Below are 24,448 nucleotides of genomic sequence, written 5' to 3'. Positions count from 1 at the left end.
GATTTTTATTTGTTCTTATGGGTTACGCATCAATATGACCTTCATCAAATCGGAAAAAGAAATGGCTTGTGCCTTTTCTAGAATTATGGAAAAGAAAAAAGGGCAGCCAATCGCAATCGGCCGCCCTTTTCAGTAATTTAAATACAACGAATTTATTTCAAATTTTCCAGCACGCTATTGAACGTCTGGCTAGGTCTCATCGCCTTCGAAGCTAAATCATCATCTGGTAGGTAATATCCCCCGATGTTGGTAGGATGTCCTTGTACGCCTATCAGTTCTTCATTTATCTTGACCTCGTTGTCTGCCAAGATTTTGGCCAGAGGAGTAAATTGTGCTTTTAGTTCCGAATCCTTGTCCTGTGCGGCCAAGGCCTCGGCCCAGTAGAGGGCTAAGTAAAAATGACTGCCTCTGTTGTCTATCTCACCTACCTTGCGCGATGGTGATTTTTGGTTGTCCAGCAATTTGCCTGTAGCTTCATCAAGGGTATCGGCCAATACCTGCGCCTTTGGATTGTCAAAATGACCAGCCAAGTGCTCCAACGACACGGCCAAGGCCAGAAACTCACCCAAAGAATCCCAGCGTAGATAATCCTCTTCCAAGAATTGCTGTACATGCTTTGGAGCGGATCCACCAGCACCGGTTTCAAACAAACCACCGCCATTCATCAAAGGCACAATGGAGAGCATCTTGGCACTGGTACCCAGTTCAAGGATAGGGAAAAGGTCTGTCAAATAGTCGCGCAGCACGTTTCCTGTTACGGAAATGGTGTCTTTTCCGTCCTTCAGGCGTGCCAAGGTGAATTCCGTAGCTTTCTCCGGTGCTAAGATGTGTATTTCTAGTCCTTCTGGATGAAATTCTGGCAAATAGGCTTTTACTTTCTTAATGAGCTCGGCATCGTGCGGACGATTTTCATCCAACCAAAATACAGCAGGTGTTTCCGAGGCGCGCGCACGCGTTACGGCTAGTTTTACCCAATCCTTGATGGGGGCGTCTTTCGCTTGGCACATGCGCCAGATATCGCCCGCTTCTACTTCATGTGAGAGCAGTACGTTCCCTTCGCTGTCTACCACTGTGACAGTACCATCGGCAGGTATCTCAAAAGTTTTGTCATGGGAGCCATATTCTTCTGCCTTTTGAGCCATTAAGCCTACATTTGGCACGGTGCCCATCGTCCTTGGATCAAAGGCTCCGTTCTTTTTGCAGAACTCGATGGTGGCTTCATAGACACCTGCATAGCTGCTGTCCGGAATCACGGCTTTGGTGTCCTGCTGCTTGCCTTCGGCATTCCACATTTGGCCCGAGGTCCTGATCATGGCCGGCATGGAAGCATCTACGATAACATCACTGGGCACATGCAGGTTGGTAATGCCCTTGTCGGAGTTCACCATGGCAATGGCAGGGCCATTGTGTAGATCCGCTTTTATGGCAGCGTCTATTTCTTCCTTTTTTTCTGTGGGCAGTTTTTCAATGGCGTTTAATACCGCTCCTAATCCATTGTTTGGGTCTGCCCCAACAGATTTCAGGTCTGCCCCAAATTTTTCGAACACATCACTGAAGAAAGCTTTGACGGCATGGCCAAAAATGATAGGATCTGATACCTTCATCATGGTTGCCTTCATATGCAAGGAGAATAGTACGCCCTTAGCCTTGGCATCAGCTATTTGTTCCTTCAGAAATGCTACCAGTGCCTTTTTGCTCATGAAAGTAGCATCGATGATCTCGCCCGCCAGTAGATGCGTTTTCTCTTTCAATACGGTTTCTTTTCCATCTTTTGTAGTGAGTACGATTTTCACGTCGGTTTCAGCTGGTACGGTCACCGATTTTTCATTATGGAAAAAATCGCCGCGTTGCATGGTAGATACATGCGTTTTGGAGTCTGCAGACCACGCACCCATGCTATGTGGGTGTTTCTTGGCATAGTTTTTTACCGCTTTGGGCGCTCTACGATCCGAGTTGCCTTCTCGCAGTACAGGATTGACCGCACTGCCTTTTACCTTGTCATATGTTGCCTTGATTTTCTTTTCCTCTTCATTGGACGGCTCATCGGGATAGTCTGGCAATTTATAGCCCTTCGCTTGCAGTTCCTTTATGGCTGCTTTCAGTTGGGGGTTGGAAGCACTGATGTTTGGAAGTTTGATAATATTTGCTTCCGGTTTCAGTGTTAACTCTCCAAGCTCGGTTAAGGCATCCTCTACCTTTTGTTCGTCCGTAAGGTATTCTGGGAATACTGCAAGGATTCTACTTGCCAGTGAAATATCTTTAGTTTCTACATCAATGCCAGAAGATGCAGTAAAGGCTTTGATAACAGGCAATAGCGAATAGGTGGCTAATGCTGGGGCTTCATCTGTTTTGGTGTAGATAATTTTTGGGGTATTTGACATAATTTATTCTTATTGTTGTTAAATGAAACTTTATCTCCATGAAGGAACGTTTTCAGCATTGGCAAACTTAGATAAATTGCTTTGATTATGCAATTTAATTCAATATGAACTGTGAAGCTCAATTGAGCAATCGTTTGTGCTCTTTATTTAATTGGAGATTCTTTCATTAACCCTTATAACTGATGCCATAATATAATCAGCAGGGCAAAAACTAAGAGCCTGTTTAAATTTTATTGCTAACTATTTTTATAGCTATTTTGAGAAGGATTTTTTGCTTCGTGTTTGCAGATTTAGCGGGCTAAATCCAGAGCAGGAAGTGAAAAATAGGCTCAAAAGAGCATCAAAATATAGCAAAGACAAATTCAAAATCAGTATAACAAAAATTTCGTTAAAATTTTAAACAGGCTCTAAATGAGAAGAATAATTTTTATCGCAATGTTGACGCTGGTTTCGATCTAGAAAGGGTGGTGCTAGCGACAACAAAGTGCTTGAACGACTGTTGTACATTGTAACGTTGCAAAAAATAGTTACAGGAATGAAGAAAGTGAAATTGCTGATGATGGTTCCGTTTGCCCTATGTGTTTTTATGATGGCGGCATGCGGAAATGCGGGTAATAATGAAAACACAGTAGTCGAAATTGACACGATGGGAATGGTGGATGAATCGTTGGTGCAGGACATGCACAATTCCCAGAACTCCTTGGATTATGGAGGTACGTATAAAGGAACAATCCCTTGTGCAGATTGCGAGGGAATAAAGACGAGTGTGCAATTAATGGATGGAGATGCTTTCGTAATGAAGACCGAATATCTCGGCAAGGGAGATGGCAAGGAGTACGAAGAAAAAGGCACTTTCGTTTGGGACAGCACCGGGCAAATAATCACCTTGAATAATGCCGAAGGTACATTGTGTAAGTATTTTGTAGGAGAGAATACGCTAACCGAACTGGATATGGAGGGCAACCGGATAGAAGGCCCTTTGGCCGACAAATACGTCCTGAGGAAAGATTAGGCTTTCTTTATCAAGATTTGAACATGGGCCACGGCTGAGCAAGCTTATAAATAACAAAAAAAGAAAACCCTCCTGATGGGCAGGAGGGTTTTACTTAACCAATTATAAACCTAAATTATGAGAAGGATCTTTATATAAAACCGACTGACTTTCATCGCCGATGTTAATGTCTTTATCTATGATACAAAGATAGGGTTAAAAATTAAATCTGCGTTTTCTCTAATGTTAAATTAATGTTAAAATCAGCTTTAGCATTAATTGGAACGTTTTGTAGACTATTTCCCTATTTAGTACACTATGATAACGTGTTATCCGAACACTATATTGTGCACAAATAAAAAATGCATTATTTCGTGTTATAACAGTCCCTGCACCGCGGTTCATAGCTTTCCTTTTCGCCAATCAATATCTTGCCGTCATTTGAAGCCGTTCTAAATGAATAAAGGGCAGGAGCACCACAGCATACGCATACCGCATGTACTTTAGTGATATGTTCTGCTATGGAAAGCAGTGCAGGAATGGGACCAAATGGTTTTCCTTTAAAGTCCATGTCGAGGCCTGCGACAATGACGCGGACGCCTTTGTTGGCCAGCTTATTGCAAACATCGGCAAGGTTGCCGTCGAAGAATTGCGCTTCATCTATGCCCACCACTTCCGTGTTAACACTCAGCAATAGAATGGCATCCGCATTTTCCACTGCAGTAGAAGGAATGGAGTTGTTATCATGCGATACCACAGCATCTTCATCATACCTGTTGTCGATTTTGGGTTTAAAAATCTCTACCTTGAGCTTGGCAATTTGTGCTCTTTTTAACCTTCTTATAAGTTCTTCGGTCTTCCCTGAAAACATGGAGCCGCAGATTATCTCAATACTGCCTTTTGGACCAATTTTTTTACTGAAATTTTGTTCGCTAAATAGCATGTCTATTTTGTATGGACGGGGTAAATCTCGATTGTTTTTGTATGAACCCCTACTTGATTTCAAGTAAGCCCCAAATATCGCAAACTTAGCTAAAATTAACGTTCGCAAAGCGATTTTGTTCTTGCAAAGGCGGTAGTTTGTTGTCGGCCACGAATATAGGCACCCTTTGTGTTTTCTGCTTTATGCTTTCAAATGTAATATATGTATCTTTGAAAAAAATAGAACTTTCGTTTTCCAACACTTATAAATTAATTTCGTTATATAATCATGATGCAGAAAGAAGATATAGTAGAAAAAATAGGTGGACTCCTAGCCGAGTTATCTCAACAATATGACGAGCTGAAAGAAAATCCCGAAGGCGCAAACGAAGCTGATTTGGCCTTGTTTGCCATCAATACCAAGTATTTATACGGGCATGTTCGCATATGGAAGAAACTGGCGGTTATATCTGAAAAATCTAAGGTGGCAGAAAGCCCGATCGAAAGCAAGGTAGCGGACAAGAAATTTTGGGTGAACGATGAGCCGACAGATGACTCCAAGGAATTTTCTAGTATCGAAGAAAGTCCTATCGCTGGCGTAGATATTCCAGAGATCGAGGAACCGGAACAACAAGAGGAATTGATAAATGAGGCTGCCGAACAAGGGAGCACGCTATTAGGAGTGAATGAGGATGAGGAGCCTGATGCAGAAGCTGATTCTGAAATAGCTGAAGAGAGTCCCGAGGAATCGGCCCAGGAGGAAGAGCAGGAAAAAATCGAAGAGGAAGAGTCTCCAGTAATGCGCTATGTTGGTGATCATGAAGTAGAGGAAACTTTGTTTACGCCTGCCACCGCCGATCTTGATAGTGAAGTGGAAGAATATAGCTTGGGAGATAGCGATGCGAAGGAGGAAGAGGATAAGGCAGCAGAAACGGAGGATGCAGCAGAACAGGCTGGGGAGATTGATGAAAGTGCTGATGCAGAGGAAGTTGTAGATGAAAAGGAAGAGCCGGAAGAAGTTACAGACGAGGTAGGATACGAAGACGAAGCAAATACCAATACAGAATCCGAAGTGGAGGCTTCTATAGAGCGCGATGAGGCTGATTTGCCCGCTGAAGAAGTAACTGATGCGCCAGATTTGGCAAATGATGAGCAAACCGAGGACGCCGCGCCGCAGGAAACTGAGCCAGAAGCACATGAAGCCAAAGAAGTAGTTATTGAAGAAAAAGAGGTGATAATTCCTCAGGCGGAGGTTCCGGAAGCTCAACCTAAGGCGCGCCCAATGTCATTGAACGACCTGTTCTCTGCACAGCGAAAAATAGAACAAGAACAACAAAATATAACGGGCTCCAATGCTGCAAAAGCCAGTGCTTCTCCCGCTTCGGCGCAAGTGGGAAACCGCATACAAGACTTTAAGTCGGCTGTTAGCCTCAACGATAAGCTCCTGTTTATCAAAGATCTTTTTAATGGATATAGTTTGGCCTATTCCGAGGCAATGGATCTGCTTGCACGATATGAAACTTTTGGCGAAGCAGACGCGTTTCTGCAAGAGACTTATGCAGGCAAAAATAATTGGTCTTCCAAACAGGCAACCGTAGATAGATTCTATGCCTTGCTGCAGCAAAAATACACAAGCTAGCGGTGTGTATGTATTATATGCCCAATACTGCTTTCAACTTGCTATAGCCCGTTTTACTGACATTGATCCGGGTGCCATTTGTTAGAATAGCGATATGGCTGTCTTTTTCATAGGGTTCTAATCGCGCTATGAGATCTATACGGACAATATACGAACGGTGGAGGCGGACGAATTGCTTGCTGTCCAACTCCCTTTCGAAATAGGCCATTGTCTTGTTTTTGAGATAGGAGCCATTTTCGGTATGGATTTTTACGTAATCGTCATCCGCCTCCAAGTATAGGATATCGTCTACAGGGATGATTTTGATAGTGTTGCCTGTCTTTACTACTACCCTTTCGAGGCGGCTACTCGTATTGGAGGTAACATCCTCCAGAAGATTTTGCGTGTTTTTGTTGTCCGGCTGTAATTGCTTCTGGGCAAGATACTTTTGCATTGCTTTGTCGAACCGCAGTTTGGAAATGGGCTTCAACAGGTAATCCACCGCATGTTGCTCAAATGCCCGAATAGCATATTCGTCAAACGCCGTAGTAAATATGACCGCAGGGCGTTGATCGAGTAGTTCCAGCATTTCAAACCCGTTGATCTTAGGCATTTGTACATCCAGAAAGATGAGATCTGGCTGCTGTGTCATAATGGTCTTGGCCGCTTCAAATCCATCCCCGCACTCTCCCAATACGTCCACTTGGGGATACTCCTCCAGGTAGTCCAAAATAATGCTTCTTGCTAGGGGCTCATCATCTATCACTAATGCTCTGATCATAGTTGCGGTATTTTGATTGTGCTGGTAAAGATATGTGTTGAGCTAGAGGTATGCAAGAGGTCGGTACGGCCGAAGAGTAAAAAGAGCCTACGTTGAACACCGCGCAAACCAAAACCAGTTCCTTTCCTAGGCGGCGTGTTTTCCTTGTCGAATGGATTGGTAATCTGTACTACCAACAGATTGTCTTCTTTTTTCATCTCCAGATCTATGTTCACCCCCTCGGTGGTGCCATACAAGCCGTGTTTGATGGCATTTTCTACCAGTGGTTGCAAGATCATGGCGGGTAGTTTGCAATCCGCACAGTCTTCCGGGTAATTAAGCGTAGTAGCTAGTCGGTGGCCAAAGCGCACTTTCTCTATTTCCAGATAAAGCTTCAGGTGTTCTATTTCATCTTCTAACGGAATTAATTGTTGATCATCCTTCCGTAATGTGCCTCTCAGAAAGTCGGAGAGTTGAAAGGTCATATTTCGAGCTTGATCGGGTTTACGACCTATTAGCGCGATGATAGAATTGAGGCTATTGAACAGAAAATGAGGTTGTAGCTGCTGTCTTAGGTTATAGAGCTCGGCTTCTTTTGCCAGTCGTTCGGCATCCATCTTTCGTTTCTCATTTTCTTTTTGACTCTGTGCCATGTTCCAGAACATAAAAATGATAGACATAGCTCCTATTACGAGCGCATTGATGCAAAAGCGCAACGGTAAGGAGAGATGTACAAATGAAAGGTAGTCCACGTCTTCTACGAGCAGCGGTAACAGGTATTTCCCTAGCGCTATGCTAATGGCCGCAAGGCTTAGTACCCAAATAATGATATTGAAATAACTACCTCGCTTGGGCTGATAGTAGTTGAGCATATTGCCAATGGTGAAAGTGCCAAACGCTACAAGCGAAGCATTTAATAAGCTGTCTTGTAGAATATTCTTCCATGAATAGGCATACCAGAGCAACAATGCAACTTGCACCCCAAAATAAACTAACCACACGAACAGTATGCTCACTATGATAAGTCTATTTTTGGGGTTTTGATCGATCGCAGTACTCATGTGTGTTTTGTTTTTTGTGGCTCTTAGAAACCTTTTATCGTTACACCTCCGAAAAGAGTTACTCCTTTGATATATAGTGTTTTGTTGTTGTCTACGTTTGAGGGGTTGATCATCCTTTTGTCGTCTACGCCCCCAAATACGGCTGACATGTCGGAATATACCTTCCAATGGGAAGGAACGATAATGGTGAATCCACCGAATAACTGTACAATCTCTATAGCTATCGGTCCCTGTATATCGGCGTTCATTAGATTGATGTCCGTGCCGCCCATAATGTTCACTACATCCCCTCCTTTAAAGTTCTTGGAGAATATGATTTTCTTAACTCCTCCGAACACGGATACAGAATCGATGAAATCTTCCTGATCGAATTGTGCGTATGCTCCCGATTGTTTATTTTCTTCTTTGCGTTGTTCATCGGTTTCTGTTTCGAAAGGGATGTCCTGCGCAAAGTCATTGGTTTCACTGGCATTTTCGCTTTCATCTACCACACGCTTGTCCCAGTCTAGACCAGGTTCTTGCGACCTTTGAGAGAATGGTTGATTGAAAGGGCGGTACTGCTTCCTTTTTTTCTGGCGATTGCCTAGTATCAGATAGAAACCTAGGCAAATGATGGCAAAAGGCCAGAAGAAATGCCCCACGTTGACATTAAATTCACTCTGTACAAGAAAAAAGACACCCAGAAAGACGAGCACAAAGGATGCTGGTTTCTGAAAATTGGATCTGGAGCCTACAATCAGGCCAATGACAATAAGGATCATGGGCCATGAAAAAATCCAATTGGGAAAGAAAAACAAGTTGAATGACTTGATGAAGGCCAAGAAGCCAATCAGGATAATAATAAGGCCAATCATCACCCTGCTGTTGTTGGCCCCTGGTTGCCGAGGATTTATATTGTTGTGCATAATTGTTTGTTCTAATTTATTTGTTTCAAAAGTACAGGGTTATTTTACACATACAAATCATAAATAGGTGTGGAGCTCCAACTTTTCGGTAAAAGTCCGCTTTTTCTCGGTGAAAATCCAATTGAGCAGGCAGTTTTCAGGAATCGGCAAGGACAACTTATTCTAAATAGCATGGATTTTATAACTAACGACCAGCAACCCACAACGAAAATAGATGGCTTGATTTTTGATAATAAAGCCACGTTCGTGGCTGCTAATCTTGCATTTGATGAAGTAGCGCTGAATATACAGATACAAAATAAACAAGTAATAAATTGAAAATGAAAAGTGTTTGCCTTATATGCAAGTTGTTCTTTTTATGCCTGATTTCGGGCGTTTTGACGGTAAAAGCGGAAACTTACCCTGAAGTTTTGTTTGAGAATAGTCCTTTACCTGTCAGCTATTTCCATTCTGAGGTAGAGTGGAATGGAAAGAGTTTTGTGCGTAATGTAAACGGTAGATTACCCGTATCAGATAGCTTGTTTTTTACTCCTGGGAATAGTTTAGTATTGCAGTATTTTTCCTTGCCCGAAAGTAATTGGATGGCGACAATTGTTTATGGAGATCGTGACGGGCATAGGGCGAATAAAGCAGACTTGTTGGTTTTCAAGATGAAACTTCATCAAGTGAGCGACACGAGTTTGTTGCCCACTATAGCCCTGAAACAAGAAGGCAGTCTATACTCTGATAAATTACCTGTTTCTAAGTATCTAAAAGAAAGTGGAAAAGGCGAATGGGCTACAGTTGAAATACCACTGAGTGATTTTGAATACTTCGATGATAAGCTGTTAATAGAAGGTGTCTCCTTTTGTCAGGATGGCGAAGGAACTTCCGAAACCAAGCTGTTTATAGATCAAATAGAGTTTATGTCGAGAAAAGTGCCTCAAATGCCTTTAACGGGCAATGCGATGCTTACCAAGACAGAGGCCAGCGAGTACCATGTGGACTTGTATTGGCAGCTTCCCTTGACTCCAAGCATAAGGTATGTGAAGATATACCGATCTCAGGATAATGAACATTTCGTTCCCGTAGCTATTAGCCCGGTTTTTTACAGGAAGTATACCGACCTACTACCGGAGACCAACCGTGATTATTATTATAAAATCGTATGGGTAGACTACAATTACAATGAGTCGCCCAGCTCGGCAGTTTTAAAAGCCGAAGCAAAAACAATGAACGACGAGCAATTGCTCACTACTATACAAAAAACTTACATAGACTATTTTATAGATAAAGGAGAAGTGAACAGCGGCATGTTCAAAATGTCTCCATTATCGTCAGATACAAGGGTATCTGTGAAAGCTTCCGGTATAGGGATTTTGGCCTTGATAGTCGGCGCCGAGCGAGGCTTCATCGGCCGAAAGGCTGTGCTGGAAAGAGTGACGAAAATGGGTAGTTTCTTGCTGAAGGCCGAGATTTACCACGGCGTGTTTCCCGAAACGCTCAATGGAAGAAATGGGAAAGTAGTGGCGACAGATAGCTGTGGGATTGCAGCCGACTTGGAATCGACCGCTTTTCTCATGCAAGGTTTGCTTGTAGCCCGCAATTACTTCGATGGGGATAAAGCGGAAGAGGCAGCTGTACGGGATATGGTAGGCACCCTATGGAAACAGGTGGACTGGCGTGCGTTTAACGGAGAGCACAACGAAGGCCTTTATCTATATGATAAGTGGTCACCAACGTGCAAATGGGAGGTGGCTAATCCTTTGGGGGGCTATAATCATAGTTTTCTTCCCTACTTTTTGTCTGTCGCATCGCCCGTGCAAGAGTATGCAATGGATAAAGAGTCCTTTCAGTATGCCTGGAAACAACCGCTAAGTTATGAAGGAGTGGTAGAACACGGCAAAGCTAAGGTGCGTGGAAACATGGATACCTTGATTAAGGACGTCTTGATAAACGAAGAATATGCCTATAAAAAGGAATTGTTTTACAATGGTGACAGTTATGTCGGCATTGATTTGGCTATAGGGAATCCGGATTCCTCGCTGTTGGAAATGCAACCTTCTTTTTTGGCTTTCGATCCAAGAGGCAAAAGAGACTCTACAGTGAATTACTTTGATAATCAACGAAATTTGGCAAGGATTCAATACCGTTTGGCATCCTCAGAAAGCGAACGTTTTGTTGGACTTACCGGTGTTTTGTGGGGGTTTTCAAAGCGAGATAGCGCCTCCGTCAAATATGTTCCAGCAGCAGCGCTATCTTCGTACCCCTATCTTAAAAACGAAACGCTGGATGCAGCACGCAATTATTATAGGCAGTTAGGAAGACTGTTATGGACGGAATATGGTTTCAGAGATGCTTTTAATCTAGAAGAGAACTGGGTGTCTACAAGCTTCGATCCCTTGCATCAGGGGTCTGTACCCGTAATGATAGAAAATGGCCGCACAGGGCTTATTTGGAAGTTGTTTATGAAGGATGAGGATATCCAGCGAGCGGCTAGAATTCTTTTCACAACGGAGTGATGACCTATATATCGGTTTTTCTTATGTTTGGGAAGAATTTATGATATATCTCGAAGATGACTGAAAAAAGAAGCAAGATATCCAAACGACGACTGAAGGCGATTTTTGGTGGATCCGTAGGGAATCTTGTAGAGTGGTACGATTGGTATGCATATTCCGCTTTTGCGCTTTATTTTTCATCTTCTTTCTTTCCGGATTCCGATGCTACCGCGCAATTGCTGAACTCTGCGGCAATTTTTGCAGTGGGATTCCTCATGAGGCCCCTAGGGGGCTATGTTTTTGGTTTTATAGCAGATAAAGTGGGACGGAAGAAATCTATGACGCTGTCTGTTTTGCTGATGTCATTCGGTTCACTTATCATAGCGGCATGCCCCGACTATCATAGCATAGGTTTGTTTGCTCCAGCTTTTTTGTTGCTGGCGAGGTTGCTCCAAGGCTTAAGCGTAGGTGGGGAGTATGGGGTCTCGGCAACTTACCTCACCGAAATGGCCACTCCCGATCGGCGTGGTTTTTATAGCAGCTTTCAGTACGTTACGCTCATAGGTGGACAATTAATTGCCCTTGGCGTTCAGTTGTTGTTGCAGCGCGTGCTACTCACCGAACAGGAGATATTAGAATGGGGATGGCGAATACCTTTTTTTATCGGAGCCATTTTGGCTGTCGTGGCTCTATATTTGCGTAGGCATTTGGACGAAACCAGGGCCTTTGAAGCTTCAAGGGGAAATGTGGAAGAAACACGTGAAAGCCCTTCCGGCCTTAAGCTGCTTTTGAAATATCCTAAGGCAATACTTACCGTTGTCGGTCTCACTTTGGGTGGCACTCTTGCCTTTTACACCTATTCCACCTATATGCAGAAATTCCTTGTCAATACGGTTGGGCTGAGCAGAGGAGAATCAACAACAATATCTTTCTTTGGACTCTTTATATTTGCTTGTATTCAGCCACTGTTTGGACTCCTGTCAGATAAAATTGGCCGTAAACCATTGTTAATTGGTTTCGGTGTATTGGGGACCTTGTGCACGTTGCCCTTATTGCATGCCTTGGAAATGGCGAGCAATATGTGGCAAGCATTTTGGATCCTACTTGCAGGACTGATTATAGTAAGCGGATATACTAGTATCAATGCCGTTGTCAAAGCCGAGTTATTTCCCGCACAAGTCAGGGCCTTAGGTGTGGGCTTGCCGTATGCGCTTACAGTAGCCATCTTTGGAGGCTCTGCCGAGTATGTCGCTCTCTTGTTTAAAAAATTGGGGCATGAATCTTATTATTATTGGTATATCACCATATGTATCGCCATTTCGTTATCCGTTTATGTCCTTATGCCTGATTCGAAGCGTTTTTCCAGCCTAGATCAGGAACCCAATGGCTAGAGAGTGACAGTTTGACTGGTTTTTCATGCCGGTTCGAAATTTGTGTGTTTGAACATGTATATTTGGAGAGAACAATCATGATGGATACATTAAAAGAGCTGCATGCCCTGTCGAATCTATACGTAAAAAGAGATGCCAAAATGCCTGTACTTTTTGTAGGGCATGGATCGCCTATGAACGCCATAGAGGACAATGATTTTACGCGAAGGTGGGCTTCCATGGCTAAAGAGATACCTCTTCCTAACGCTGTCCTGGTAATTTCGGCTCACTGGTATGCCAGTGCTACACTTGTTACCGCAATGGAACATCCAAAGACCATCCACGATTTTTACGGTTTTCCGAAAGAGTTGTTTGAAGTTGATTATCCTGCGCCAGGTAATCCGGCCTTAGCGCGAGCTTTGTCTGAGGATGTGATGGGAGCATCGCTAATAATGGACCATGATTGGGGCCTGGATCACGGAGCGTGGTCTGTAGTGAAACATATGTATCCTGATGCCAATATTCCCGTTCTACAACTCAGCATCGATTATACTAAATCGCCTGCATGGCATTACGCCTTGGCCCAAGAGCTGTCCGTGTTACGAGAGCACGGCATATTAATTATAGGAAGTGGCAATATGGTTCACAACTTGCGGATGCTATCTTGGCAAATGATACAAGGCGGTGGCTATGATTGGGCCTATGAGATGAATGATACTTTTAAGCGGCTGATAAGTGAAAAGAAGCATAATGCCTTGATCCATTATGATGGTCTCGGATCGGCAGCTCAACTGGCCATCCCCACGCCAGAGCACTATTTGCCGCTGCTATATAGCTTAGCCATGCAGGAAGACCGAGAGGATCTGGCCTTTTTTAATGATAAAGTGATAGGAGGATCTCTCACAATGACCAGTGTGAAAATAGGAAAGTAGCCTCCTGGTTTTTGTAACTGAAAAACTAAATTAAAAAAGATGGTTTTGTTTTAACTTTTTTCCTTACCTTTGTAGTCCAAAAAAATTTGTAAAAGGAAGGGGGTATACAAGATCATGATTATCGTAAATGTAAAAGATGGCGAGTCGTTAGACAAAGCGCTAAAGCGTTTTAAGAAAAAATTTGAGAAGACTGGTGTATTAAGGGAGCTTCGTTCGCGCCAAGCTTACGAAAAGAAATCTGTTACTCGCCGTACTCAAATCAAGAAAGCTATCTATAAGCAAACATTGAATCAAGAAGCCTAGACAGGTATTCTTGAGAAATAGCATATAAAAAAGTCCTTTTCCACTTAAGTGGAAAAGGACTTTTTTTGTTTGCATTTTGTTTGCTATATTAGTGATCGACAAAGGCAGCGACATCATGGAGATTGCAAGCATTCTTAATCGTTTTTTTAATTACTTAGAGTTTGAAAAGAGATTTTCGCCCCATACACTTGTTGCCTATAGACAAGATTTGGAAGATTTTTTCTGTTTCTGTGCTCAGGAAAAAACGGATGTCCAAAAAATTGGACATCGGGACGTGCGCTATTACCTAGCCACTAAAATGGAAGCGGGGATCAAGGCGGTTTCTGTAAACAGAAAGCTTACTGCTATACGGTCCTTCTTCAAATTTGCACAGAGGGAAGGCCTCTACGAGGGAGATCCCACTACCCTGGTCAAAGCGCTAAAGGTGCCAAAGAAGTTGCCGGTTGTGATAGAGGAAGACAAACTGGAGCAGCTATTGGATGCGGTAGACTCCTTTCCGGACGACTTTATAGGTCATAGGGATAGGTTAATCATCGAGATGTTGTTTGGTACGGGGATTCGTCTGGCAGAACTGCTTTCAGTAAAGGAGGCAGACATAGATTTTTACACCCAACAGATTCGGGTGTTGGGCAAAAGGCAGAAAGTGCGATTGGTGCCAATAAATGATACGTTGACAAAGCAGTTGAAGCAGTATTTATTTGAAAAAAAAAGCCAAGATTTCGATAACAATTCCGTAACTTTAATCGTTACTAAAAAAGGAACTCCGGCCTATCCTAAGTTGATTTATGGAGTTGTTACTCGTTATTTGTCTTTGGTAACTAAACAAAGCAAGAAAAGCCCACACGTGCTGAGGCACAGTTTTGCCACTGCGCTGTTGAACAAAGGGGCGGATTTGAACGCAATAAAAGAATTGTTGGGGCATGCCAATCTGGCCGCAACACAGATTTATACCCACAATTCTGTTGAACGGTTAAAGTCGATTTATAAACAAGCCCATCCAAAGGCTTAAAAAAAAGGAGGAATTATGAACATTACCACTCAAGCAATCCAATTCAAGGCGGATAAGAAATTGATTGATTTCGTACAGAGAAGAGCAGATAAGCTGGAACAGTTTTTCGATCGGTTTATTTCAGGTGAATGTTACCTCAGGCTAGAGAATGTAGAAGATGAAGCCAACAAGGTTACCGAGTTTAAATTGAATATACCCGGAGGGCAGTTGTTCGCAAAGGGACAAGCGAAGAGCTTTGAAGAAGCTACGGATTTGGCGGTGGAATCCGTTAGAAGACAGATTAATAAATACAAAACCAAGAACAAAACCAAGATCTCCAATCACAAAGAGGCATTGGTAGAGGCCGTGCAGGCCGTAGGGCTGTAATAGGTTTTTCCAAATATATTGTTGCTAAAGATGTCCCTGATGTTAGGGACATTTTTATTTTATGTCTTTTTGGGATTTACCGCATGCCATATTTTCGGAATATCGTTCTGATAGCCAGCGAGCTTTATTTTATAGCGCAGTGGTTCTGCAAAATATTTTCACTTTTTTTTTGAATTAATGGTTTGTTGTCTATCTTTGCAGTCCCAAAGGAAAGACAGTATTTCTGAAGGGGAGAAAGTGGCTTGGATCACTTTTGTTTTTTGAAAAATATAGCTCCTTAAAAAAGGTTACATAAAACTTGCGGTAGTAAAGTGAAATGGGCCAGGGAATGACTATAAATGCCTCCTTAGCTCAGCTGGTAGAGCAACTGACTTGTAATCAGTAGGTCGCTGGTTCGATCCCGGCAGGGGGCTCAATGACGATTTTTGGGGGGATACCAGAGCGGTCAAATGGGACGGACTGTAAATCCGTTGCTTCGGCTTCGAAGGTTCGAATCCTTCTCCCCCCACAATGGAGTTTTAGATTGCGGGTTTTGGATTGACCAATAGGTGTAAATCATAAATCGTATTTGTAGTCTAAAATAAACAAGCGGAAGTAGCTCAATTGGTAGAGCGATAGCCTTCCAAGCTATAGGTTGCGGGTTCGAGACCCGTCTTCCGCTCGTAATTTGAACTAAAGGTGTTAAAGCCACATGCTGGTTTTAGCCTTTTTGGTGTTGAAGAAGAAACAAGCCGATGTAGCTCAGCGGTAGAGCACTTCCTTGGTAAGGAAGAGGTCATGGGTTCAAGTCCCATCATTGGCTCGTAAGTATAAAATAAGAATAAAATCCGAAATAAAATTAACTTACTAATAATTCGCATACAACATGGCAAAAGAGAAATTTGACCGCAGTAAACCACACTTAAATATTGGTACAATCGGTCACGTTGACCACGGTAAAACTACTACGACTGCTGCTATCACTAAGGTGTTGGCAGATAAAGGTCTTTCAGAAGCTCGTTCATTCGATTCTATCGACTCGGCTCCTGAAGAAAAAGAGCGTGGTATCACTATCAATACAGCTCACGTAGAGTATCAAACGGCTAACCGCCACTACGCTCACGTTGACTGTCCAGGTCACGCTGACTATGTAAAGAACATGGTAACGGGTGCAGCTCAGATGGATGGCGCGATTATCGTCGTTGCCGCTACTGATGGTCCTATGCCTCAAACCCGCGAGCACATCCTTTTGGCTCGTCAGGTAGGTGTACCTGCTTTGGTGGTGTTTATGAATAAGACTGACTTGGTGGATGACCCTGAGTTGTTGGATCTTGTTGAAATGGAAGTGCGTGAGCTATTGTCTTTCTATGAATACCCAGGTGATGATATTCCTGTGATTCGTGGATCTGCTTTGGGCGCGCTGAACGGAGAAACTCAATGGGTAGACAAAATCATGGAATTGATGGATGCAGTAGATAACTACATTCCTATCCCTCCACGTTTGACTGAGCTTCCTTTCTTGATGCCTATCGAAGACGTATTCTCAATCACTGGTCGTGGTACCGTTGCTACAGGTCGTATCGAGCGTGGTGTGATCAATACTGGAGATCCCGTAGAAATTTTGGGAATGGGTGCAGAGAACTTGAAATCTACTGTTACTGGTGTGGAAATGTTCCGCAAGATCCTTGATTACGGTGAAGCTGGAGATAACGTAGGTTTGTTGCTTCGTGGTATTGAAAAAACGGATATCCGTCGTGGTATGGTAATCTGTAAACCAGGTTCTGTAACTCCTCACACTGAATTCAAGGCAGAGGTTTACGTTTTGTCAAAGGCTGAAGGTGGTCGTCACACTCCATTCTTTAACAAGTATCGTCCTCAATTCTACTTCCGTACTACAGACGTTACTGGCGAAATCACTTTGCCAGAAGGAGTAGAAATGGTAATGCCTGGTGATAACGTGACAATCAATGTAAAATTGATCAACGCTATCGCAATGGAAAAAGGTCTTCGTTTCGCTATCCGTGAGGGTGGCAGAACTGTAGGAGCTGGACAGGTAACTGAAATCATTGCTTAAATAATTCTTTTTAAGCAAGCGATATAGAATTTCAAAACAAAGTACCCAGTGGGTACTTTGTTTTGAATAAATACACGGGCATAGTTCAATGGTAGAATAGAGGTCTCCAAAACCTTTGATCAGGGTTCGAATCCTTGTGCCCGTGCTAATTACTACACCTTAAAATAGACATGGCAAACGTACTAGAGTTTTTTAAAGAGTCCTATCAGGAGATGACACAAAAAGTGACATGGCCTACTTGGAGTGAGTTGCAAAATTCGGCGGTGGTTGTTCTGATAGCATCTATCATTATCGCACTAATCGTTTTGGCTATGGATCAGTCTTCAACGGCTGTTTTGAATTTGTTTTACGGCACTGGTGCCTAGGTTAAGTTCAAAATAGTTTAGAAACATCATAACAGTTATGGCAGAACAAGATCTTAAATGGTATGTAGTACGTGCGGTGAGTGGCAAGGAGAAGAAGGTAAAGCAATACCTCGAAGCCGAGATCAATCGCCTTGGTATTTCTCATATCGTCCCTCAGGTTCTCATCCCAATGGAGAAATACTATCAAATGCGGGATGGTAAGAAAATCGCTAAAGAGCGGAATTTTTATCCTGGATATGTCCTTTTGCAGGCTCAGTTGGACGGTGAGTTGGAGCATGTGATCAAGAACGTGAACAGCGTTATTGGTTTCTTGGGCGACAAAGAAGGTAATGCCATTCCGTTGCGTCCATCTGAAGTGAACCGAATTTTGGGTACTGTAGATGAGATGAGCGAACAAGGTGATGTAATGAGCGTGCCATACTATGTGGGTGAGTCTGTCAAAGTTACCGATGGTCCGTTCAACGGCTTCTCTGGCGAGATAGAAGAAGTCAACGAGGAGAAGAAGAAGCTTAAGGTAATGGTAAAGGTGTTCGGTAGAAAAACACCGTTGGAGCTCAATTATATGCAGGTGGAAAAGGAATAGCCTTTCCATTTCGCTTAGACACCATATTTGCAGTTAATTTCATTTTTTTTCGATTGCTGTTGCAATTAATTGAAATTAATCTGTATCTTTGCGCACTATTTTGACCACCTTCACTGGTGGTACTTGATATATAAATGTTACGTTATAATGCTTCCAACTTACTAACAAACATTTAGTAATTAAATCTTAATCAAAAATGGCAAAAGAAGTCAGTGCGTTAGTGAAATTACAGGTTAAGGGTGGTGCAGCCAATCCTTCTCCCCCAGTGGGCCCAGCATTGGGTGCAAAGGGGGTGAATATCATGGAATTTTGCAAGCAGTTTAATGCACGTACCCAAGACAAGCCCGGAAAGGTATTGCCTGTTGTCATCACGGTTTATGCTGACAAATCGTTTGATTTTATCATCAAGACTCCTCCAGTAGCAGTTCAATTGATTGAAGTGTCTGGTATTAAGGGAGGTTCTGGAGAACCTAACCGTAAAAAGGTTGGGCAAGTAACTTGGGATCAGGTTGCCACCATTGCTAATGATAAGATGAGCGACTTGAACGCTTTTACTGTGGAGTCTGCCATGAAAATGGTGGCTGGTACAGCGCGTAGTATGGGAATCACTGTTACAGGTGATGCGCCTTGGAAAAATTAATTCATTAGAAATCAGTTAAGACAGTGGCTAGATTAACAAAAAATCAAAAAGCGGCACTATCCAAGATTGAAGTTGGTAAAGCTTACTCTCTCCAAGAGGCATCTGCCTTGGTAAAGGAGATAACCATGACGAAATTTGATTCTTCAGTAGACATCGACGTGCGTTTGGGCGTTGATCCCCGGAAGGCCAATCAAATGGTTCGTGGCATAGCTACCTTGCCTCATGGAACCGGTAAGACCGTGCGTGTCTTGGTACTTTGTACTCCTGATAAGGAGGAAGAGGCTAAAGCGGCAGGTGCGGATTACGTAGGTTTAGATGAGTATATCAGCAAAATCGAAGGAGGATGGACCGATATCGATATCATCATTACCATGCCTAGCGTTATGGCAAAAGTGGGAAGATTAGGCCGTATTTTGGGCCCTCGTAACCTCATGCCAAATCCTAAAGCAGGTACTGTAACCCAGGATGTGGGAAAGGCAGTAACCGAAGTCAAGGCAGGTAAGATAGATTTTAAGGTTGATAAAACCGGTATCATACATGCTTCAATTGGTAAGGCGTCGTTTGATGCAGATAAAATTTATGACAATGCATTGGAGATTATCCAAACCATTTCTAAATTGAAACCCTCTGCAGCAAAAGGAACATATTTTAAGAGTATTCACCTCTCATCTACGATGAGCCCAGGGATACAAATCGAAACAAAATCAGTAGCAGGGATTTAATCATGAGAAAAGAAGAAAAACAAGTAATTGTTGATGCTCTGATCGAACAGATCAAATCTTACGGTAATTTTTATATTACTGATACTGCTAATTTGACTGTAGCGAAGATCAATAACATTCGCCGTAAGTGTTTTGACAAGGGCATAAAGATGCAGGTGGTAAAGAATACCTTGATTGCAAAGGCTCTTGAAGCTGCTGGAGTAGATTCAGAAGAATTGAAGGGAGCACTGAAAGGTGCATCTACGCTTCTTTTCTCCGAAACGGGCAATGCGCCTGCCAAATTGATAAAAGAACTTCGCAAAGAAGGGGATAAACCCGTCTTGAAAGGAGCTTATATTGATTCAGCTATATTTATCGGGGACAACCAGTTAGATGCGCTTGTAACCCTTAAATCTAGGGAGGAGCTTATCGGAGATATCATTGGATTGCTTCAATCTCCTGCCAAGAATGTTCTATCTGCTCTTCAATCGGGTGGAAGTACTATTGCAGGCCTAGTTAAAACATTACAAGATAGAGGTTAATGGATAGCCTGAATATATCCGTAGCATTTGGTTAATTAATTTTCAAAAAGTAAATTCTTAAAAAAATAATAAAAATGGCAGATTTAAAGGCGTTTGCTGAGCAGTTGGTAAACTTGACAGTAAAAGAAGTTAATGAGTTAGCTCAGATCTTGAAAGATGAATATGGTATTGAGCCAGCTGCTGCAGCTGTAGCTGTTGCTGGCCCTGCTGCTGGTGGTGATGCTCCAGCTGCTGCTGAAGAAAAAACATCTTTTGATGTCATCTTGAAAGAAGCTGGTGGTTCTAAATTGGCGGTTGTAAAACTGGTTAAGGACTTGACTGGACTTGGTTTGAAAGAAGCAAAAGACTTGGTTGACGGTGCACCTAAGGAATTGAAAACTGGTGTTGCTAAAGACGAAGCCGAAGCTTTGAAAAAACAATTGGAAGAAGCTGGAGCTACAGTTGAGATCAAATAAGATTCTCCATAGCTAAATTTATTGGTCTAGACTCCGGCTCTTTGCCGGGGTCTATTCCTGTTTATGCAATTGCCCAATATTGCGGACTGAACAATGGGGTATATTATACACTGTATGTCTCTGGACAACAGTTAATTCGGATATTCGAATTAGTGGTAATTTCAGTCAGAAAAGTTTTATAAACTAAAATCTATTTTCCCTTGGCAAATAAAGATATTCGTAGCGAAAGAGTCAACTTTGCGACAAGTAGGAAGGTCTTAGACTATCCTGACTTTCTAGATGTTCAATTGCAATCTTTCAGGGAGTTTTTCCAATTGGAAACAACATCTGATAACCGCCATCAAGAAGGTTTGTTTAAGGTGTTTTCCGAAAACTTCCCTATCTCCGATTCAAGAAATATTTTCGTGCTTGAATTTTTGGACTATTTTATAGATCCGCCACGTTATGATATTCAGGAATGTATAGAACGCGGCTTGACTTATAGCGTACCGCTGAAAGCTAAGCTACGTTTATCATGTAATGATGAAGAGCACGAGGATTTCGAAACTATTGTACAGGATGTGTATTTGGGTACCATTCCTTATATGACTCCTAAGGGTACTTTCGTGATCAATGGTGCAGAACGGGTAATCGTTTCTCAATTGCACCGTTCTCCTGGTGTATTTTTTGGACAGAGTAGGCATACCAACGGTACTAAATTATACTCTGCAAGAGTGATTCCTTTTAAAGGATCATGGATAGAGTTTGCTACCGATGTGAACAATGTGATGTATGCTTACATTGATCGAAAGAAGAAATTCCCCGTTACTACATTGTTACGTGCCATTGGATATGATTCCGATAAGGATATCCTGGAACTTTTCGAGCTTGCCGATGAGGTTAAAGTGAGTAAGTCCGGTTTGAAAAAATACATAGGTCGTAAACTGGCGGCAAGGGTACTTAAGCGGTGGGTAGAAGATTTTGTGGATGAGGATACAGGTGAAGTGGTTTCCATTGACCGTAACGAGATTATCCTTGAGCGCGAGACAGTACTTGAAGAAGACCATATTGAAATGATATTGGATGCCGGCGTAAAGTCCATCATCCTCACCAAAGAGGATAACGTGAACAGCGGCGACTATTCCATCATTTACAATACATTACAGAAAGATACTTCCAACTCGGAGAAAGAAGCGGTGGAGCATATTTATCGTCAATTACGTAATGCTGAACCACCAGATGAAGAAACCGCTCGCGGGATAATTGATCGCTTGTTTTTCTCCGATAAACGATATGATCTGGGTGATGTGGGACGTTACCGCATCAACCGTAAATTAAAACTAGATACTCCTGATGAGACCAAGGTTTTGACCAAGCAGGATATCATTGCAATCGTTAAATATTTGATCAATCTGATCAACTCAAAAGCAGAAGTTGATGATATCGACCACTTGTCTAACAGGCGCGTCCGCACCGTGGGCGAGCAACTATATGCGCAATTTGGTGTGGGATTATCCCGTATGGCTCGTACTATTCGCGAGCGTATGAACATTCGTGACAATGAGGTGTTTACGCCTACCGATTTGATCAATGCACGTACTTTGTCGTCCGTGATCAACTCGTTCTTTGGCACCAACCAGTTGTCTCAGTTTATGGACCAAGCCAATCCTCTGGCGGAAATTACGCATAAGCGCCGTCTTTCGGCCCTAGGGCCCGGGGGACTTTCTCGCGAGCGTGCAGGTTTTGAGGTTCGTGACGTTCACTATACGCACTATGGACGCCTGTGTACTATCGAGACGCCTGAAGGACCAAACATTGGTTTGATTTCCTCTCTATGCGTACATGCAAAAATCAATAGTCTGGGCTTTATCGAAACTCCTTACCGTAAAGTAGAAGAAGGTAGGGTTGTAGTGGAGGAACCCGTTATCTACCTATCGGCAGAAGACGAAGATGGTAAGACTATTGGCCAAGCCAATGCCGAATACGATGATAAAGGTAATTTCTTGACATCAAAAGTAAAGGCGAGGTTTGAGGGAGACTTCCCAGTCATTGAACCAGAGCGTTTGGATTTGATGGACATCGCTCCTAATCAGATTACCTCCATTGCTGCATCGCTGATTCCGTTTTTGGAACATGATGATGCCAACCGTGCTTTGATGGGATCAAACATGCAACGCCAGGCTGTTCCATTGTTGAGGCCTCAAGCACCCATCGTGGGTACTGGTTTGGAAGGAAGAGTTGCTCGCGACTCACGCACATTGATTAATGCCGAGGGTGATGGTGTAGTGGAATATGTTGATGCCAACGAAATTAAGATTCGCTATGATCGTGATGAGAATGATAAATTGGTGTCGTTTGACGACGAGTTGAAAACTTATCCTCTTATCAAGTTCAAAAAGACTAACCAAGGTACTTGTATCAATCTAAAGCCGATAGTCCGTAAGGGTCAACGGGTAGAGAAAGGGCAAGTACTCTGTGAGGGCTACGCTACGGAGAATGGCGAGCTGGCACTTGGACGTAACCTGAAAGTGGCATTCATGCCTTGGCAAGGATACAACTTTGAGGATGCTATCGTGATCTCTGAACGTGTAGTAAGTGAAGACATCTTTACTTCATTGCACATTGAAGAGTTTGAGCTTGAGGTTCGTGACACTAAACGTGGAGAGGAAGAGCTCACTTCTGATATACCTAATGTATCGGAAGAAGCTACAAAGGATTTGGATGAAAACGGTATTATCCGTGTAGGAGCAGAAGTGAAGGAGGGAGATATACTGATAGGTAAGATCACTCCTAAAGGCGAATCGGATCCTTCTCCAGAAGAAAAGCTGCTTCGCGCCATCTTTGGCGATAAGGCTGGTGATGTAAAGGATGCTTCTTTGAAAACTCCGCCGTCTATTCGTGGGGTTGTCATTGATACGAAGTTGTTCTCACGTGCCAAGAAGGCCGATAAGAAAGAAGAAAAAGCTTTGTTGGAAAAACTAGATTTAGGTCACGAAAGGGCGGTTCGCAATTTGCGTGAGAAGCTGATAGACAAGTTATTCAATATAGTGAATGGCAAGACGTCGCAGGGCGTGTACAATGTCTATAAGGAATTGCTTGTCCCTAAAGGCGTTAAGTTCACTCAAAAAATTCTTGCTGAACTTGATTTCAATAATATAAGCCCTTCAAAGTGGACTACCGACGAGGATAAAAATGAATTGGTAAAACAAGCTTTGCACTTCTACAATATAAAGCTCAACGAAGAATTGGGAGCCTACCGCAGGGAAAAGTTTGCAATTACCGTTGGTGATGAATTGCCTTCTGGTATCGTTCAAATGGCCAAGGTATACGTAGCTAAGAAACGTAAGTTGAAGGTGGGGGATAAGATGGCGGGGCGTCACGGTAACAAAGGGATCGTAGCACGTATCGTTCGTGATGAGGATATGCCTTTCCTGGCTGATGGTACTCCAGTTGATATTGTATTGAACCCATTGGGTGTACCTTCTCGTATGAACCTTGGACAGATTTATGAAACTGTGCTTGGCTGGGCAGGACAAAAGTTGGGTATGAAGTTTGCAACGCCAATTTTTGACGGAGCTACTACCGAGGAAGTTGAAGGTTGGGTGGCGAAAGCTGAATTGCCCGCTTCGGGACGTACCTATCTGTACAATGGACTGACAGGAGAGCGATTTGATCAGCCTACTACCGTTGGTGTTATTTATATGTTGAAACTAGGACACATGGTAGACGATAAAATGCACGCACGTTCTATCGGACCTTACTCCCTGATCACCCAACAACCATTGGGCGGTAAAGCGCAATTTGGTGGTCAACGATTTGGTGAAATGGAGGTCTGGGCATTAGAAGCCTTCGGTGCGTCCAATATACTGCAGGAGATTTTGACTGTGAAATCCGATGACGTGATTGGTCGAGCCAAAACATATGAGGCCATCGTGAAAGGCGACAATTTGCCTACACCATCTGTTCCTGAATCGTTCAATGTATTGGTACATGAACTTCGTGGATTAGGTTTGGATATCACATTAGATTAATT

22 protein-coding genes and 5 tRNA genes are annotated in these 24,448 nt (G+C 42.9%); 22 read left to right on the top strand and 5 right to left on the bottom strand.

The features are described 5' to 3' along the window. Positions 1-152: 152 nt before the first annotated feature. Entirely contained in the window at positions 153-2,381 is a 2,229-nt protein-coding gene (locus tag A37S_RS0103905) for an NADP-dependent isocitrate dehydrogenase (protein WP_028295850.1), read from the bottom strand. A gap of 535 nt (positions 2,382-2,916) precedes the next feature. Here A37S_RS0103905 and A37S_RS0103900 point away from each other — a divergent pair. Beyond that, positions 2,917-3,393, top strand: coding sequence for a copper resistance protein NlpE (locus tag A37S_RS0103900; RefSeq protein ID WP_028295849.1), 477 nt, complete (start codon positions 2,917-2,919; stop codon positions 3,391-3,393). 346 nt (positions 3,394-3,739) lie between these two features. Here A37S_RS0103900 and A37S_RS0103895 read toward each other — a convergent pair whose 3' ends face one another. Further along, positions 3,740-4,315, bottom strand: coding sequence for a thymidine kinase (locus tag A37S_RS0103895; RefSeq protein WP_028295848.1), 576 nt, complete (start codon positions 4,313-4,315; stop codon positions 3,740-3,742). Between the two features lie 267 nt (positions 4,316-4,582). On the opposite strand from A37S_RS0103895, the gene A37S_RS0103885 reads away from it, so the two are divergent. Beyond that, on the top strand, positions 4,583-5,932 hold the full coding sequence (locus A37S_RS0103885) for a hypothetical protein (RefSeq protein ID WP_028295847.1): 1,350 nt from the start codon (positions 4,583-4,585) through the stop codon (positions 5,930-5,932). Positions 5,933-5,945: 13 nt separating this feature from the next. Here A37S_RS0103885 and A37S_RS0103880 read toward each other — a convergent pair whose 3' ends face one another. The 3 genes from A37S_RS0103880 to A37S_RS0103870 are packed head-to-tail and all read right to left on the bottom strand — an operon-like array spanning position 5,946 to position 8,637. Continuing rightward, a complete protein-coding gene (locus tag A37S_RS0103880) occupies positions 5,946-6,692 on the bottom strand; it encodes a LytR/AlgR family response regulator transcription factor (RefSeq protein ID WP_028295846.1) in 747 nt (248 codons plus the stop codon). After that, positions 6,689-7,732, bottom strand: a complete 1,044-nt coding sequence (locus A37S_RS0103875; protein ID WP_028295845.1) for a sensor histidine kinase — start codon at positions 7,730-7,732, stop codon at positions 6,689-6,691. Before A37S_RS0103875 ends, A37S_RS0103880 begins: the two co-directional genes overlap by 4 nt. Before the next feature lie 23 nt (positions 7,733-7,755). Continuing rightward, entirely contained in the window at positions 7,756-8,637 is an 882-nt protein-coding gene (locus tag A37S_RS0103870) for a LiaF transmembrane domain-containing protein (RefSeq protein ID WP_051292705.1), read from the bottom strand. 69 nt (positions 8,638-8,706) lie between these two features. On the opposite strand from A37S_RS0103870, the gene A37S_RS0103865 reads away from it, so the two are divergent. From A37S_RS0103865 to rpoB, 20 genes are all read left to right on the top strand, one after another. After that, positions 8,707-8,955: a hypothetical protein gene (locus A37S_RS0103865; protein WP_028295843.1), complete on the top strand. Its 249-nt coding sequence runs from the start codon at positions 8,707-8,709 to the stop codon at positions 8,953-8,955. 2 nt (positions 8,956-8,957) lie between these two features. Further along, entirely contained in the window at positions 8,958-11,138 is a 2,181-nt protein-coding gene (locus A37S_RS0103860) for a glucoamylase family protein (RefSeq protein ID WP_036601147.1), read from the top strand. 56 nt (positions 11,139-11,194) lie between these two features. Further along, entirely contained in the window at positions 11,195-12,508 is a 1,314-nt protein-coding gene (locus A37S_RS0103855) for an MFS transporter (RefSeq protein WP_028295841.1), read from the top strand. A gap of 77 nt (positions 12,509-12,585) precedes the next feature. After that, positions 12,586-13,419 carry a 4,5-DOPA-extradiol-dioxygenase gene (ygiD, locus tag A37S_RS0103850; protein WP_157278398.1) on the top strand — a complete coding sequence of 278 codons (834 nt, stop codon included), beginning with the start codon at positions 12,586-12,588 and terminating at the stop codon, positions 13,417-13,419. A 114-nt stretch (positions 13,420-13,533) separates the two neighbouring features. Then, the gene (gene rpsU, locus A37S_RS0103845) at positions 13,534-13,722 is read left to right on the top strand and encodes a 30S ribosomal protein S21 (RefSeq protein WP_028295839.1); all 189 of its coding nucleotides are present in this window, start codon (positions 13,534-13,536) and stop codon (positions 13,720-13,722) included. Between the two features lie 76 nt (positions 13,723-13,798). After that, positions 13,799-14,731: a tyrosine-type recombinase/integrase gene (locus A37S_RS0103840; protein WP_342663579.1), complete on the top strand. Its 933-nt coding sequence runs from the start codon at positions 13,799-13,801 to the stop codon at positions 14,729-14,731. Between the two features lie 15 nt (positions 14,732-14,746). Then, positions 14,747-15,097, top strand: coding sequence for a ribosome hibernation-promoting factor, HPF/YfiA family (gene hpf, locus A37S_RS0103835; protein ID WP_028295837.1), 351 nt, complete (start codon positions 14,747-14,749; stop codon positions 15,095-15,097). A gap of 340 nt (positions 15,098-15,437) precedes the next feature. After that, a tRNA-Thr gene (locus A37S_RS0103825) sits at positions 15,438-15,510 on the top strand. 14 nt (positions 15,511-15,524) lie between these two features. Next, positions 15,525-15,605: transfer RNA gene (locus A37S_RS0103820), tRNA-Tyr, on the top strand. Between the two features lie 80 nt (positions 15,606-15,685). Next, a tRNA-Gly gene (locus tag A37S_RS0103815) sits at positions 15,686-15,758 on the top strand. A gap of 69 nt (positions 15,759-15,827) precedes the next feature. Beyond that, positions 15,828-15,899: transfer RNA gene (locus A37S_RS0103810), tRNA-Thr, on the top strand. Between the two features lie 63 nt (positions 15,900-15,962). Beyond that, positions 15,963-17,150, top strand: a complete 1,188-nt coding sequence (tuf, locus tag A37S_RS0103805; protein WP_028295836.1) for an elongation factor Tu — start codon at positions 15,963-15,965, stop codon at positions 17,148-17,150. Positions 17,151-17,224: 74 nt separating this feature from the next. Next, a tRNA-Trp gene (locus A37S_RS0103800) sits at positions 17,225-17,295 on the top strand. Between the two features lie 25 nt (positions 17,296-17,320). Then, positions 17,321-17,515 (top strand): preprotein translocase subunit SecE, encoded by a 195-nt coding sequence (gene secE / locus A37S_RS0103795; protein WP_028295835.1) that lies wholly within the window; start codon positions 17,321-17,323, stop codon positions 17,513-17,515. Between the two features lie 37 nt (positions 17,516-17,552). After that, complete coding sequence (gene nusG, locus A37S_RS0103790; RefSeq protein ID WP_028295834.1) at positions 17,553-18,098, top strand: transcription termination/antitermination protein NusG; 546 nt, start codon at positions 17,553-17,555, stop codon at positions 18,096-18,098. Positions 18,099-18,294: 196 nt separating this feature from the next. Further along, the gene (gene rplK / locus A37S_RS0103785; RefSeq protein ID WP_028295833.1) at positions 18,295-18,738 is read left to right on the top strand and encodes a 50S ribosomal protein L11; all 444 of its coding nucleotides are present in this window, start codon (positions 18,295-18,297) and stop codon (positions 18,736-18,738) included. Positions 18,739-18,761: 23 nt separating this feature from the next. Beyond that, positions 18,762-19,460 carry a 50S ribosomal protein L1 gene (gene rplA, locus A37S_RS0103780; protein WP_028295832.1) on the top strand — a complete coding sequence of 233 codons (699 nt, stop codon included), beginning with the start codon at positions 18,762-18,764 and terminating at the stop codon, positions 19,458-19,460. A 2-nt stretch (positions 19,461-19,462) separates the two neighbouring features. Continuing rightward, positions 19,463-19,981 carry a 50S ribosomal protein L10 gene (gene rplJ / locus A37S_RS0103775; protein ID WP_028295831.1) on the top strand — a complete coding sequence of 173 codons (519 nt, stop codon included), beginning with the start codon at positions 19,463-19,465 and terminating at the stop codon, positions 19,979-19,981. A gap of 74 nt (positions 19,982-20,055) precedes the next feature. Then, positions 20,056-20,436 carry a 50S ribosomal protein L7/L12 gene (gene rplL / locus A37S_RS0103770; RefSeq protein WP_028295830.1) on the top strand — a complete coding sequence of 127 codons (381 nt, stop codon included), beginning with the start codon at positions 20,056-20,058 and terminating at the stop codon, positions 20,434-20,436. A gap of 200 nt (positions 20,437-20,636) precedes the next feature. Beyond that, positions 20,637-24,446, top strand: coding sequence for a DNA-directed RNA polymerase subunit beta (gene rpoB, locus A37S_RS0103765; protein WP_028295829.1), 3,810 nt, complete (start codon positions 20,637-20,639; stop codon positions 24,444-24,446). The last annotated feature ends 2 nt before the right edge of the window (positions 24,447-24,448 follow it).

The organism is Olivibacter sitiensis DSM 17696 (assembly GCF_000427965.1).
GTDB lineage: Bacteria > Bacteroidota > Bacteroidia > Sphingobacteriales > Sphingobacteriaceae > Olivibacter > Olivibacter sitiensis.
The sequence above is the reverse complement of the archived record's forward strand: the minus strand, read 5'-3'. Positions and strand labels throughout refer to the sequence as shown.